Below are 13,241 nucleotides of genomic sequence, written 5' to 3' on the forward strand. Positions count from 1 at the left end.
TGTCTGGGGGGTGCGTATTTTTTTAAACCCCCCCCCCCCCCCCAACGTCCCCCCCCCCATCACCCCCCGCGCCCGGGCCGGGGCGTCAACATTCCCCGCCCCCCCCGCTGCCGTGCTCAGAGACGCCACGGGCGCTGCGGTCGATGCTGCCCGCCGCTGGCGTGATCCCGCGGCGCGACTTCGTCGCAAGAAGCGCCGGGCCCGTCGTCGCGCCCGCTTGTTCGGCGCAGCAGGCGGCACCGGGGGTATCGGTACGGCCACACTCATCGCCGCGTCGGCGCCCGACTGGACGATCGTCGCCACCGGCGGAGCGACAGCCGCATTCGTCGTTCCCGCAGTCATGGCGGTGCGGACGTTCCGCCGCCTCGACGCGCTCCCGTTACCTCCACCCGGACCGGGCCGCCGGACTCTGCCTCCCGCAGGCTCGGTGGCGCGCGCCCCCATGGAGCGCCTGTCCGCCGACGAGCAGAGCCTGGCCCGGCTGCTCGCCGTCATCGCACGATCCGGCGCTGTCGCCGCCGACGACCTCGACGAGATCGGTGAGGCGGCGCGTGCGGCGTCGGCCGCGCTCGACGCAGTGGTCGAAGACGTCGTCGCGCTCGAAGCGGCGTCGCGGGGGAGTGCGGCGGCAGGTGCACACCTCGACACGGCGATCACCGCTGCGGGTCAGCGGCTCGAGTCGGGCGTCGACCAGTACGAGGAGCTCGTCGCGGCCGCCGCCCGCCTGGCTGCCGCCCCGGAGGGCAGCCGCTCGATGGCGCTGCTCGAACAGCATCGAGCGGAGCTGATCACCACGTCGGACAAGCTCGAAAGCTGGGCACTGTCCTGGCAGGACGTCGCGCAGATCGAGCGGCGCTATCGCGGCCGTCCGTAGCCGGCGCGCGACCGAAAGCCCGCCCTCAGTCGTCGACGCCCCGCGCGGCGAGCGCTTCACCCATCGCTTCGGCGGTCATCAGCGCACCGACCACGACCGGCACGACCAGAGCGCGCAGCGAGAATCCGAGTCCGCGGGCTTTGCGTGCCTCCGTCACCCGGGTCACCACCGCCCCCAGCAGCGGGATCGCGCGGATGGTCATCACCAGCACGAGACCGACACGATCCGGGTCGACGCCCACACGGCGCAGCGGCCGCGCGGCGGACACGATCGCGTCGAGCATGTCCGTCATGCGTGTCGTCAAGGTGACGAGCGCGGCGAGTGCGACGGCGACGAGCAGTGAACCGCAGATCACGACAGCGCGTTCCCAGCCCGCGACGATCCATTGGAACGCGCCGACGAACGCCAGCATCCACACGATCGGCCGCAACTGGATCACCGTGAGCCGCAGGGGTATTCGTGCAACCGTGTACGCGATCACCGCGAGTACGGCAGCCGGAAGAACCTGCCAGGGCTGCCGGATCCACAGGCTCAGGACCACGATGATCGCTGCGGTGACGACAAGCTTCGGTCCGGCAGGCACTCGATGCAGCACCGACGTCCCGGGGTGGTAGAGGCCGAAGGTGTTCACCCGATCAGCTTCCGGTAGTACGCGACGGCCGGTCCGGGTTCGTCGTCGGCCACGATCAGACCCGAGTCCACCACGAGGACGCGGTCGAACTCCGTGAGCAGATCCAGGGCGTGGGTCACCACCACGAGTTGCTGGCGGAGCGAGGCGAACGTGCGGGCGATCAGCTTGGTGTTGCGCAGGTCCAGCAAGGTGGTGGGCTCGTCGGCCACCAGCACGTCCGGGTCGGTGACCATGATCGCCGCGAGTGCCAGCAGTTGTTTCTGCCCACCGGAGAGCAGGTGGCTCGGATGATCGTGGTGCCCGGCGAGACCGAACTCGGCGAGCACCTCCCGCACCCGGTCGGCGCGCTCCGCTTTCCCCAGTCCGCTGCGTCGCAGAGAGAATGCGACGTCTTCCGCGACCGTCGGCATCACGATCTGATGGTCGGGATCGGTGAAGACGAAGCCCACCCGCTTGCGGACCTCCCGGCCCTTCTTCGCGGTGTCGAAACCGTCGACCGTCACGGCGCCGGCGGAGGGCACCACGAGACCGTTGATCATGCGCGCGAGCGTCGACTTCCCGCTCCCGTTCGCCCCTACGATGCCGACCCGTCGCTCGGTCAGCGTCAGGTCGATGCCGTCGAGGACGGTCCGGTCACCGTAGGAGTGACGGACCTGCCGGAAGCAGATTTCGCTCATCGACCGGTGCGCTCCGTCCGTCAGTGCGTCGGGTCGGCTGCGGGCTGCCGCTGGATCCGGGCGGCGAGGAGCGCCGGGTAGGCCCGGTGGACCTGCGCCGCGACCGCAGCGGCGACGACAGCCTTGATCAGGTCGCCCGGAAGGAAGGCGACGTTCGCGGCGGCCGCGGCCCACACCGTCAGGTCGGTCCGGAGCACCATGCCGGCGATCCCGAGGGCGTACAGGACGACGATGCCGCCGAGCACGTTCACTCCGACACCCAGCACTGTCCGGTACCGGGGGAGCATCCGCATGCTCAGCCACCCGATGACGGCGACGGCGGGAATCCAGCCGATCAGGAAACCCGCGGTCGGTCCGGCCAGGGACGTGAGCGTCGTACGTCCGCCCGCCAGCACGGGGAGTGCGAGACCGATCACGATCACCGTCGTCACCGACAGGACACCCTTCCGGGCGCCGAGCAACGCGCCGGCCAGCATCACACCGAGAGACTGCAGGGTGATGGGGACGCCGGAAGAGCCGATGGTGATCTGGCCGGGCAGACCCAGCGCGATGATCAGAGCGGCGAAGACGGCGATCTGCGCGAGATCGCGAGCGGGCATACGACGGGTCGAGGACACGTTTTCTCAGCCTTCTGACGGCGGGTCGAGTAGCAGTGGGATCGAACGTGTAGAGCGTAAGGGTCCAGGAGGGTCCCCACGCCACCACCCCCGTTCGGGGTGCACCCCTGAGACGGCCGGGCCGCGCGCTGCGGGTATCCCCTGATCTTTTCCTGAACTACGCGATGACGTGGTGTTTTTCCGTCGTGACGGTGTGAGGATCGAGTGTGTACGACAGCGACGGTGCTCAGGTGCCAGGCGGGAGAACACGATGTTCTGGAAGATCGTAGGAATGGTCGCACTCGTGTGGGTGGGCCTCGCGGTGATCGGCGCCCTGTTCGACCACCTGTTCGGCATCCTCGTACTCAGCGCGATCATCTTCGGTGGATATCTGCTGTACAAAGCGATGTCGCGCAGTGACAGGGACGACCACGTCACCCGGTTCTGACCGGACGGTGGACAGCCACGGCGGCAGAGAGGGGGCCCGGCGGTAGAGGTACCGCCGGGTCTTCGTCCGCGCGGTGTGTCCCGGAGTCCGGTGAGCCGGACCGTGCGGGTGGATAGTGAGTGCATGGATCCTGTACCGGAGGACTGGCAACGCGCTGTCGTGGTGGTGGCGCACCCGGACGACATCGAATACGGCGCGGCGGCGGCAGTCGCGAGATGGACGCGGCAGGGCAAGGACGTGCGGTATGTCCTCGCGACACGTGGCGAAGCGGGTATCGCCGGTCTTCCGCCGGCACAATCCGCGCCTGTACGTGAGGACGAGGAGCGGGAGTCCGCTCGGATCGTCGGGGTCGAATCGGTCGAGTTCCTCGGGCACGCCGACGGCCTGCTCGTCGCGGGTCCGGAACTGCGCCGCGATATCGCGGCCGCGATCCGGCGGCACCGGCCGCAGATGGTCGTGACCGCCCATTTCGGGGAGACCTGGTTCCCCGGAATCCTCAACAGCGCGGACCATCGTGCACTCGGCATCTGCGTCCTCGACGCGGTGGCCGACGCCGCCAACGAGTGGATCTTTCCGGAATTGACCCGCGACGGGCTCGAACCCTGGCCGGGTGTGCGGTGGATCGCGGTGAACACTCCGTCACCGACGCACGCGGTCGACGTCACCGAGACTGTCGAGACCGCCGAGCGCTCGCTCGCGGCGCACCGGCGATATCTCGAGGCGCTGAGCACCGTGGACGTCGACGAGCAGGCCCGGGCACAGGTGCAGATGTCGTCGGGAGCGTTGCCGGGGTTCCCGGCCGAGCGTGCCGTCGGGTTCGAACTGTTCACCGTCGCGGGGTAGCAGCGGACCGTCCTGATCGGCTGTGGCAGTCTGAGCTGCGTGCGAGTGGCAGTGGTGGCAGGACCCGATGCAGGCCATGCGATTCCGGCGATCGAATTGTCGCGCCGGTTCGCCGCCGCCGGCCACGAGGCGATCCTGTTCACCGGTGAGCGCTGGTTCGGCATCGATGTTCCGGGCGTGACCGTCGCCGAGCTCAAGGGGCTGGCTCCGCGGTCGGACGATGACGACGTGGATGCCGGGGCCAAGATCCATGGGCGGGCCGCTCACATCGCGACCGAGATGCTCCAGGACCTCAGCGCTCTGCTCCCGGACCTCGTGGTGTCGGACGTCATCACCGCCGGGGGCGGCATGGCGGCCGAGCGCCTGGGCATTCCCTGGATCGAATTGTCGCCGCACCCCCTCTACCTCCCGTCTCGAGGATTGCCGCCGATCGGAAGCGGGCTCGCCGTGGGCACCGGAGCGGCAGGACGCCTCCGGGACACCGTGCTGCGTGCCATGACCGCGAGTTCGGTGCGTAAAGGTGTCCGGCACAGGGCGGACGCGCGGATCGGGATCGGCCTGCCGGCCCGGGACCCCGGACCGTGCGCGCGCCTCGTCGCGACCGTGCCCGCCCTCGAGGTGCCCCGGCCCGACTGGCCCGCGCACGCCCACGTCGTCGGCCCGCTGCTGTGGGAACCCACCGACGTGGTGCTCGAGCCTCCGTCCGGCACCGGGCCGCTGGTGATGGTGGCACCGTCGACCGCCACGACCGGTGTCGTGGGACTGGTCGAGTCGGTGTGCGAGGGGCTGAGCGGTACGGGGATGCGGGTGGCGGCGACGATGCTCGACCCGCCGGCCGGTTCGCTGCCGGACTGGGCGGTCGCGGGGCGCGGCCGTCAGGACGTGCTGCTCCGTGCCGCCGACGTGGTGGTGTGCGGCGGAGGGCACGGAATGCTGGCGAAGGCGCTCAGCGCCGGAGTTCCCGCCGTGATCGTTCCCGGTGAAGGCGACCAGTGGGAGCTTGCGAACCGTGCGGCCCGGCAGGGCAGCGCCGTGGTCGTCCGGCCGCTGGATGCGGGCGCGGTGCGGACCGCGGTGGAGACGGTGTTGTCGCGCCCGGAGTTCGCGGCGGCGGCCCGCGCCGCGGCTGCCACGGCGGGAAGTGTCGAGGACCCGGTCGCGGTGTGCGAGACTGCCCTCCGCTGAAGCATGTGCGGTGAGGAACTCGGGAAGATCGAATTGCCGCGGGCGGATGCGGCACCGTGTCGTCGGGGACGACTACCGTGGGGCCGTGCGCTTGACGGAATTCCACGAGATGGTCCGAGACGAATTCGGGCAGATGCACGGCGATGCCCTGCTGCGCGACCACGTGCTCCTCGAACTGGGTGGCCGTACCGCCGCCCAGGCGATCGAGGCAGGCCAGGAACCTCGGGAGGTGTGGCGGGCTTTGTGCGAAGAGTTCGATGTGCCACCGGCGCGACGGTGACCGCAGCGCAGCGGGGAGTGCCCTGTTCCGACCATTCGAACAGATGTTCGTCTATGCTGATATGGCCGGGCGGTGACGACGCCGTCCACACGCAGCGAATCCATCCACAGAAGAGACGTTCTGTGCTCGCCGCAGCGAACTTGTCGGTACCGGCTTCTAACGTCGTCGACAAGCAGGACGAGATTCGATGAAGGGGACCAACATGGCAGCACAGACTCACGATCGCGAAAAGGCGCTCGAGCTCGCCCTCGCGCAGATCGACAAGAACTTCGGCAAGGGCTCGGTGATGCGACTGGGGGAGGAAGCCCACCAGCCCATCGCAGTGATCCCGACCGGGTCGATCGCTCTCGACGTCGCGCTCGGAATCGGTGGTCTCCCGCGTGGCCGCGTCGTCGAGATCTACGGGCCGGAATCCTCCGGTAAGACGACGGTGGCACTGCATGCGGTGGCAAACGCACAGGCGAACGGCGGTCTCGCCGCCTTCATCGACGCCGAGCACGCGCTCGACCCCGAATATGCCCGCAACCTCGGAGTCGACACCGACGCGCTGCTGGTCTCCCAGCCCGACACCGGTGAGCAGGCTCTCGAGATCGCAGACATGCTCATCCGTTCCGGTGCCCTCGACATCATCGTGATCGACTCGGTGGCGGCTCTCGTGCCCCGAGCCGAGATCGAAGGCGAGATGGGCGACAGCCACGTCGGCCTGCAGGCCCGGCTCATGAGCCAGGCACTGCGCAAGATGACCGGCGCGCTCAGCAACTCCGGCACCACCGCGATCTTCATCAACCAGTTGCGCGAGAAGATCGGCGTGATGTTCGGCAGCCCCGAGACCACCACCGGTGGCAAGGCGCTGAAGTTCTACGCCTCCGTGCGTCTCGATGTGCGACGGATCGAGACGCTCAAGGACGGCGGCGACGCGGTGGGCAACCGCACCCGCGTCAAGGTCGTCAAGAACAAGGTGTCGCCTCCTTTCAAGCAGGCAGAGTTCGACATCCTGTACGGACACGGCATCAGCAAGGAAGGTTCGCTGATCGACATGGGTGTCGAGCACGGCTTCATTCGGAAGTCGGGCTCCTGGTACACCTACGAGGGCGATCAGCTCGGACAGGGCAAGGAGAACGCCCGAAAGTTCATGCTCGAGAACACCGACGTGCGCGACGAGATCGAAAAGAAGATCAAGGAGAAGCTCGGCATCGGGGCGGTCGTCACCGCCGGCGAGGCCGAAGAGCCCGCAGACTTCTAGAGTTCGAGACTTCCACGAGGTTCGTGAGGAAGGGGCCGACCGGTGTGGTCGGTCCCTTCCTCGTATCCCGTCGGTGTCCTCCTCTAGTGTCCGCAGCATGGACGACAGCAGCCGAGGGGGCACTCGGGGGAGTAGCCGACGCAGATCCGAGCGAAGCTCCGGGCCCGACCGCAGTTCCCGCACCGACCGGGGCACCGGCAAGGGGCCCGGCGGAGGAACCGAAGCACAGGCGAAAGACGTGTGCCTTCGCTTGCTCACCGATCGCGCCCGCAGCCGCGCCGAACTTGCCGCGAAGCTCGAGCAGAAAGGCTTCACAGCGGAAGTCGCCGAACGCACCCTCGACCGTCTCACCGAGGTGGGACTGATCGACGACGCGGACTTCGCCCAGCAATGGGCGCGGTCACGTCACCTGTACTCCGGCAGAGGAAAAAGTGCGATCGCGCTCGAGTTGCGGCGCAAGGGCATCGACGCCGACGACGCCGAAGCGGCCCTCGACCGGATCGACAGCGACGACGAACGAGAGCGCGCCGTCGAACTGGTCCGGAAGAAGCTTCGCACCCAGCCGCCGCTGTCCACCGAGGGCGACCGGCGCGAACGTGCGCTCGAGCGAGACAAGGTGGTGCGGCGGCTGGTGGGAATGCTGGCACGACGCGGCTACGCGCAGGGCATGGCCTTCGACGTGGTGCGGCAGGAACTCGCGGCCCTCGGTGCCGACACCGGCGACCTGCCCGCCGACTGACAGGTCACCGCTTGTCGGTGATGTCCATGCCCGGGACGGCCAGCACAGGGATCGTCTGAGGACTTTCCGCAGGCACTGCGCCCTTCTTCCCGCGTCCGGAACGCAAACGCTTCTCGAGTCGCGTCGCGAACTGGGTCAGAGCACTGTTGAGCACGATCATGATGGCGGCCACCACGAGCAGCGACGGCAGGTAGTTGGAGAAGAAGGCGCCGAGTTGCTGTCCGGAACGCACTACTTCGACGTATCCGATGAGGTAGCCGAGCGCGGAGTCCTTCAGCGCGATCACCATCTGCGACACGATCGCCGGCAACATCACCGTGACCGCCTGCGGCAGCAGGATGAGCCGCATGACCTGGTTCTTCCGCATGCCGATCGCCGATGCGGCCTCGGTCTGGCCGCGGGGAAGCGAGTTGATGCCGGCTCGCACGATCTCGGCGATCACCGATCCGTTGTAGAGCGTCAGGCCGGTGATCACCGCAGCGAGTGCCAGATAATCCGACTTGAACACGCGGTACTCGGCGAACACCTGGTAGGCGAAGATCATGAGGATCAGGACGGGAACGGCCCTGAACAGTTCCACGATGGTGCCGGCGACGATACGTACCGGGCGATGATCCGACATGCGCGCGATGCCCAGCACAGCACCGAGAATCAGCGCCAGAACGATCGATGCGGCCGCTGCGATGAGCGTTCCCCGGATGCCGGGGAGGAGATACGTTGTCCAGCTGGTCGATTCGAGGAACGGCTCCCACTTCGCCGCGGTCAGCTGACCCTGCGAGTCGAGTGCTCGGTAGATGAACCACGCGGCGAGCAGCAGTAGCGCGACCACCACCACCGACAGGATCCGGTAGATCGCCTTCGCGCGGGGGCCCGGTACGTCGTAGAGAACGCTTCCGCTGGCACTCATCGTGCTACCTCGAATCGCTTGCTGAGCCAGCCGAAGAGCAGGCCGGTCGGGAGGGTCAGGATCACGAACCCGAGGGCGAAGATGCCACCGATCGCGAAGATCGCGGCTTCGTTCTCGATCATCGTCTTCATCAGCAGCGACGCCTCGGAGACACCGATCACCGAGGCGATGGTCGAGTTCTTCGTCAAGGCGATCAGCACCGAACCGAGCGGCGCGATCACCGCACGAAATGCCTGGGGCAGCACGATGAGCCGGAGGTTCTGCCCGAAGGTCAGGCCCAGTGAGCGCCCGGCCTCGGACTGCCCGAGCGACACGGTGTTGATGCCCGAGCGCAGGGACTCGCACACGAACGCGGCGGTGTACACGGTCAGACCGAGCACCGCGAGGCGAAAGTTGTTGTCGACGAGGAACGTCGGGGAAGACTCCGAGGCGAGTTTCACTCCGAGTGTCTGAGACAACCCGAACAGGCAGAAAATGATGATCAGCGTCAGTGGCGTGTTACGGAAGATGGTCACGTAGGCGGTGCCGATGGCCCTCGCGACGGGGATGGGGGAAACCCGCATGCCCGCGAGGATCGTTCCGAGGACCAGCGCGCCGATCGCCGACACGACCGTCAGCTGGATGGTGGTCCAGAACGCATCGAGCAGCTGGCTTCCGTACTTGCTCAACAGATCCACAGGTCTACTCCGGATCGAGGGGAGGGCGGTTGCCGGAGCGGTCCGGCCGGTTCGCGACGTCGTCGACGAACCGGCCGGGCGCTACTTCGGCGGGGACTTCCGGAACCGGATCGACCGGTGCCGGGTTCTACTCAGTACTTGTCGACCGACGGTGCTTCGGGGAGCGGGTAGCCCGACGCGCCGACCGTCTCCTGGAACGCAGATTCCCATGCTCCGCTGGAGATCATCTCTTCGATCGCGTCGTTGATCGCGGTGCGCGACTCGTCGTCGCCGAGGGCGACGCCGATGCCGTAACGCTCCTCGGTGAACGGCTCACCGACGACCTTGAACTCGCCGGGGCTCTGTGCTGCGTAGCCGGCGAGGATGATGTCGTCGGTGGTCACCGCATCGACGGCCCCGTTCCGCAGCGCCTCGACGCATGCCGAGTAGGTGTCGAATTCCTGCAACTGGACGTCCTGCGCGTAGGTGTCCTTGACCTTCTGCGCCGGGGTCGAACCTGCGACCGAGCAGAGACGCTTGCCACCGTTGAGCGAATCGGGGCCGGTGATGTCGGTGTTGTCCGAGCGCACCAGCAGCGACTGGCCGGCGACGAAGTACGGGCCGGCGAAGTCGACCTTCTCCTTGCGGGAATCGGTGATCGAGTAGGTCGCGACGACGTAGTCGACCTCACCGTTCTGGATGAGCGTCTCGCGCTGTGCCGACGGGGCTTCCTTGAACTCGATGTTCTCTTCCGAGACGCCGAGCTGGCCGGCGATGTACTTCGCAACCTCGACGTCGAACCCGGTGAAGGTTCCGTCGGGGTTGCGCAGGCCGAGCCCGGGCTGATCGAACTTGATGCCGACGGTCAGGTTGCCGTTCTCGGCAGAATCCGACACGCTGCGCGTCTCGTCGCCGCCGCAGGCCGTCGCGGTGACGGCAAGGGCAATCATGCCGATGCCCAGGCGGATCGAGCGGGACAGTTTCATCGAGTACCTCCGGTTTGCGGGTGTCGTGCGGGTGGAAACGGCGCGGACATCTCCGCACCGGCGCTTGCAGGGACCTCACGGGGCAGTACGCCCACGAGGTCGGCTCAGTGGCTGAGGATCTTGCCGAGGAAGTCCTTGGCGCGATCGGAACTGGGCGAGGTGAAGAAGCTGTCCGGGTCGGTGTCTTCGACGATCCGGCCGTCCGCCATGAACAGCACCCGGTCGCCGGCCTTGCGGGCGAAGCCCATCTCGTGGGTCACGACGACCATCGTCATGCCCTCCTTCGCCAGCGAGGTCATGACGTCGAGGACTTCCTGAACCATTTCGGGATCGAGCGCCGACGTGGGCTCGTCGAACAGCATCACCTTCGGGTTCATGGCAAGCGCCCGCGCGATGGCGACGCGCTGCTGCTGGCCACCCGAAAGCTGCGCGGGGTACTTGTCGGCCTGGTTGGCGATGCCCACGCGTTCGAGGAGCCGCATGCCGGTCTCGCGTGCGTCGTCCTTCTTCATCTTCCGCACCTTCACGGGCCCGAGCGTCACGTTCTCGAGGATCGTCTTGTGGGCGAAGAGGTTGAAGGACTGGAACACCATGCCGACGTCGGAACGGAGCTTCGCGAGAGCCTTGCCCTCGGCGGGAAGCAGCGTGCCGTCGACCCGGATCTCTCCCGAGTCGATCGGTTCGAGCCGGTTGATGGTGCGGCACAGTGTGGATTTTCCCGATCCCGAGGGACCGACCACGATCACGACCTGCCCACGAGGGATTTCGACGTTGATGTCCTGCAGCACGTGAAGGTCGCCGAAGTGCTTGTCGACTCGGGAGAGGGAGATCATCGAGGTGGTGCTGTCCGAGTTGTCGGACGGCTTCTCCGTCCCGGCTGCCGGTGATGTCATGGGGAGACCTTATGCGGTCCTTGCGCCGATTCCTCGCATTTCGGGCCGTGGAGTGAATGCTGTCACGGAAAATTTACGGCCGCCACCGGAACAGACCGGTTCGTCGGTCGCCCGACGTCACCGGCGGGAAGACCCCTCGTCCGCGTGAGCTACCCTGAGACGTGTCACTGATCGACGAGAATGTCTCCCGCGCCGCTGCCCGGACCTACGAAGTCCGCACATACGGCTGCCAGATGAACGTGCACGATTCCGAGCGACTGTCCGGATTGCTCGAGGACGCCGGTTTTCATCGTGCTTCCCCGGGAACGTCCCCTGACCTCGTTGTTTTCAACACGTGCGCAGTCCGCGAGAACGCAGACAACAAGCTCTACGGCAACCTCAGTCATCTGCGGCCGGTCAAGGACGAGAACCCCGACATGCAGATCGCGGTCGGAGGCTGTCTCGCGCAGAAGGACCGCAGTCTCGTCGTCCAGAAGGCCCCGTGGGTCGACGTGGTCTTCGGCACCCACAACATCGGGAACCTGCCGGCGCTGCTCGAGCGGGCGCGTCACAATCGCCGCGCGGAAGTCGAAATTCTCGATTCCCTCGAGGCTTTCCCCTCCACGCTTCCCGCCAAGCGGGAGTCGCCGTACGCGGGATGGGTGTCCATCTCGGTCGGATGCAACAACACCTGCACGTTCTGCATCGTGCCGTCGCTGCGGGGCAAGGAAGTCGACCGGCGTCCGGGCGACATACTCGCCGAGGTCAAAGCCCTCGTCGACGAAGGTGTCCTCGAAGTGACGCTGCTCGGGCAGAACGTCAACTCGTACGGCCGGTCCTTCGCCGATCCCGAACAGCCCCGCGACCGCGGCGCCTTCGCCTCGCTTCTGCGTGCGTGCGGTGACATCGAGGGCCTCGAGCGTGTGCGGTTCACCTCACCCCATCCGGCGGAGTTCACCGACGACGTCATCGAAGCGATGGCGCACACACCGAATGTCTGCCCGCAGCTCCACATGCCGCTGCAGTCCGGCAGCGACCGGATCCTGCGCGCGATGCGCCGGTCCTACCGCAAGGACCGGTTCCTCGGCATCATCGACAGGGTGCGCGCCGCGATGCCGCACGCCGCGATCACCACCGACATCATCGTGGGCTTCCCCGGCGAGACCGAGGAAGATTTCCAGGACACTCTCGACGTCGTCGAACAGGCCCGTTTCACCAGTGCGTTCACCTTCCAGTACTCGAAGCGCCCCGGCACCCCGGCAGCCGAGATGGACGGCCAGGTTCCCAAGGCAGTCGTCCAGGAACGCTACGAGCGGCTCATCGCACTCCAGGAGCGCATTACCCTCGAGGCGAACCGCGAACTCGTGGGTACCGAGGTGGAACTGCTCGTCGCCGCCGGGGAAGGGCGCAAGAACGCCGAGACCGCGCGCATGAGCGGGCGCGCACGCGACGGGCGCCTCGTGCACTTCCGTCCCGAAGGCAACATCGACACCGCTGTTCGTCCCGGCGACGTGATCACAGTCGTCGTCACCGGGGCGGCGCCGCACCACCTCATCGCCGACAACCCGATACTCACCCACCGCCGTACCCGCGCCGGAGACCATTTCGAGCAGGGCAAACTCCCCAAGACTCCGCCGATCGGCGTGGGTCTGGGCCTGCCCACGATCGGTGCTCCTGCCGACCTCCCGACCCAGATGGGATGTAACGCATGACCGAGGAGATCCGTGCCGGCCTCGAGGCCGCCGAACGGAACGCCGCCAAAGAGATCGATCCCGGTGCGCGTGCGATGGTCGTGGCGATCGCAGTGCTCGTGCTGCTCGGCTCGTTCGCTCTGCCGCACGCGGGTTCGGCGAACGGCTGGGAGGTGCTGGCCTTCGCCCCCGACGCCGTGACGCAGGAGATCGCCCTCCCGTCCCGGCTGTTCGTGTGGTTCGCCCTGATCTTCGGCGGACTCGGCTCGATCCTGGCGCTGCTCACCCGCAAATGGGTGCTGGCCTGGGTGACGCTGGCAGGTTCGTCGGTCACACTCGTGTTCGGGATGCTCTCGATCTGGACACGTCAGACGCTGCCCGTCGAGTCGGTGGCGAGCGGCCCGGGCTTCGGAGTCGTCCTGGGCTGGTTCGCGATGATGGTGATCGTCTTCCACTGGGCACGCGTGGTGTGGGCGCGGACGTCCGCACAACTCGAAGCAGAGAGCGACCTGCGTCGCGTCGTCGCCGAAAACGACCGCCCGCGGCTGTTCCGCGACACGTAGAGATCCCCCGGCGCTACAGACGACGGTGCCCCTCCCGATTCCGGGAGGGG

General features: G+C 67.3%; 16 protein-coding genes. 9 read left to right on the forward strand and 7 right to left on the reverse strand.

Annotation, left to right across the window (positions count from 1 at the left end; all coding sequences use genetic code 11):
* The first annotated feature begins 112 nt into the window (after positions 1 to 112).
* The gene (locus ACFWBU_RS20510) at positions 113 to 874 is read left to right on the forward strand and encodes a hypothetical protein (protein WP_378529099.1); all 762 of its coding nucleotides are present in this window, start codon (positions 113 to 115) and stop codon (positions 872 to 874) included.
* A 25-nt stretch (positions 875 to 899) separates the two neighbouring features.
* Here ACFWBU_RS20510 and ACFWBU_RS20515 read toward each other — a convergent pair whose 3' ends face one another.
* Genes ACFWBU_RS20515 through ACFWBU_RS20525 form a run of 3 tightly spaced genes read right to left on the reverse strand, consistent with a single transcriptional unit; the run spans position 900 to position 2,799 of the window.
* Positions 900 to 1,505 (reverse strand): energy-coupling factor transporter transmembrane component T family protein, encoded by a 606-nt coding sequence (locus ACFWBU_RS20515; protein WP_378529100.1) that lies wholly within the window; start codon positions 1,503 to 1,505, stop codon positions 900 to 902.
* Positions 1,502 to 2,182 carry an energy-coupling factor ABC transporter ATP-binding protein gene (locus tag ACFWBU_RS20520; RefSeq protein WP_169620627.1) on the reverse strand — a complete coding sequence of 227 codons (681 nt, stop codon included), beginning with the start codon at positions 2,180 to 2,182 and terminating at the stop codon, positions 1,502 to 1,504. The genes ACFWBU_RS20515 and ACFWBU_RS20520 overlap by 4 nt, the downstream gene beginning before the upstream one ends.
* Before the next feature lie 20 nt (positions 2,183 to 2,202).
* Entirely contained in the window at positions 2,203 to 2,799 is a 597-nt protein-coding gene (locus ACFWBU_RS20525) for a biotin transporter BioY (RefSeq protein WP_169620628.1), read from the reverse strand.
* A gap of 250 nt (positions 2,800 to 3,049) precedes the next feature.
* On the opposite strand from ACFWBU_RS20525, the gene ACFWBU_RS20530 reads away from it, so the two are divergent.
* The 6 genes from ACFWBU_RS20530 (at position 3,050) to recX (ending at position 7,516) form a co-directional block, all read left to right on the forward strand.
* The gene (locus ACFWBU_RS20530) at positions 3,050 to 3,226 is read left to right on the forward strand and encodes a hypothetical protein (protein WP_169620629.1); all 177 of its coding nucleotides are present in this window, start codon (positions 3,050 to 3,052) and stop codon (positions 3,224 to 3,226) included.
* A 123-nt stretch (positions 3,227 to 3,349) separates the two neighbouring features.
* Entirely contained in the window at positions 3,350 to 4,069 is a 720-nt protein-coding gene (locus ACFWBU_RS20535; RefSeq protein WP_378529101.1) for a PIG-L deacetylase family protein, read from the forward strand.
* A gap of 39 nt (positions 4,070 to 4,108) precedes the next feature.
* On the forward strand, positions 4,109 to 5,254 hold the full coding sequence (locus ACFWBU_RS20540) for a glycosyltransferase (RefSeq protein ID WP_378529102.1): 1,146 nt from the start codon (positions 4,109 to 4,111) through the stop codon (positions 5,252 to 5,254).
* A gap of 85 nt (positions 5,255 to 5,339) precedes the next feature.
* Positions 5,340 to 5,534, forward strand: coding sequence for a DUF3046 domain-containing protein (locus tag ACFWBU_RS20545; protein ID WP_169652395.1), 195 nt, complete (start codon positions 5,340 to 5,342; stop codon positions 5,532 to 5,534).
* A 202-nt stretch (positions 5,535 to 5,736) separates the two neighbouring features.
* Positions 5,737 to 6,777, forward strand: a complete 1,041-nt coding sequence (recA, locus tag ACFWBU_RS20550; RefSeq protein ID WP_169620632.1) for a recombinase RecA — start codon at positions 5,737 to 5,739, stop codon at positions 6,775 to 6,777.
* Positions 6,778 to 6,874: 97 nt separating this feature from the next.
* Positions 6,875 to 7,516, forward strand: coding sequence for a recombination regulator RecX (gene recX, locus ACFWBU_RS20555; RefSeq protein WP_378529103.1), 642 nt, complete (start codon positions 6,875 to 6,877; stop codon positions 7,514 to 7,516).
* Between the two features lie 4 nt (positions 7,517 to 7,520).
* Here the strand turns inward: recX and ACFWBU_RS20560 are convergent, their stop codons facing one another.
* From ACFWBU_RS20560 to gluA, 4 genes are all read right to left on the reverse strand, one after another.
* Positions 7,521 to 8,423 carry an amino acid ABC transporter permease gene (locus ACFWBU_RS20560; RefSeq protein WP_169652393.1) on the reverse strand — a complete coding sequence of 301 codons (903 nt, stop codon included), beginning with the start codon at positions 8,421 to 8,423 and terminating at the stop codon, positions 7,521 to 7,523.
* Positions 8,420 to 9,100: an amino acid ABC transporter permease gene (locus tag ACFWBU_RS20565; RefSeq protein ID WP_169620635.1), complete on the reverse strand. Its 681-nt coding sequence runs from the start codon at positions 9,098 to 9,100 to the stop codon at positions 8,420 to 8,422. Before ACFWBU_RS20565 ends, ACFWBU_RS20560 begins: the two co-directional genes overlap by 4 nt.
* Positions 9,101 to 9,231: 131 nt before the next feature.
* Complete coding sequence (locus ACFWBU_RS20570; RefSeq protein WP_169620636.1) at positions 9,232 to 10,065, reverse strand: glutamate ABC transporter substrate-binding protein; 834 nt, start codon at positions 10,063 to 10,065, stop codon at positions 9,232 to 9,234.
* A gap of 104 nt (positions 10,066 to 10,169) precedes the next feature.
* Positions 10,170 to 10,898 carry a glutamate ABC transporter ATP-binding protein GluA gene (gluA, locus tag ACFWBU_RS20575; protein WP_169620728.1) on the reverse strand — a complete coding sequence of 243 codons (729 nt, stop codon included), beginning with the start codon at positions 10,896 to 10,898 and terminating at the stop codon, positions 10,170 to 10,172.
* Positions 10,899 to 11,119: 221 nt separating this feature from the next.
* Between gluA and miaB the strand changes: the two genes are divergently transcribed.
* Together miaB and ACFWBU_RS20585 are read left to right on the forward strand one after the other, a co-directional pair.
* Positions 11,120 to 12,649 carry a tRNA (N6-isopentenyl adenosine(37)-C2)-methylthiotransferase MiaB gene (gene miaB, locus ACFWBU_RS20580; protein WP_169620637.1) on the forward strand — a complete coding sequence of 510 codons (1,530 nt, stop codon included), beginning with the start codon at positions 11,120 to 11,122 and terminating at the stop codon, positions 12,647 to 12,649.
* A complete protein-coding gene (locus tag ACFWBU_RS20585; protein WP_169620638.1) occupies positions 12,646 to 13,191 on the forward strand; it encodes a hypothetical protein in 546 nt (181 codons plus the stop codon). The genes miaB and ACFWBU_RS20585 overlap by 4 nt, the downstream gene beginning before the upstream one ends.
* The last annotated feature ends 50 nt before the right edge of the window (positions 13,192 to 13,241 follow it).

It is taken from the genome of Rhodococcus sp. NPDC060084 (assembly GCF_042730335.1).
Classification (GTDB): Bacteria; Actinomycetota; Actinomycetes; order Mycobacteriales; family Mycobacteriaceae; genus Rhodococcus.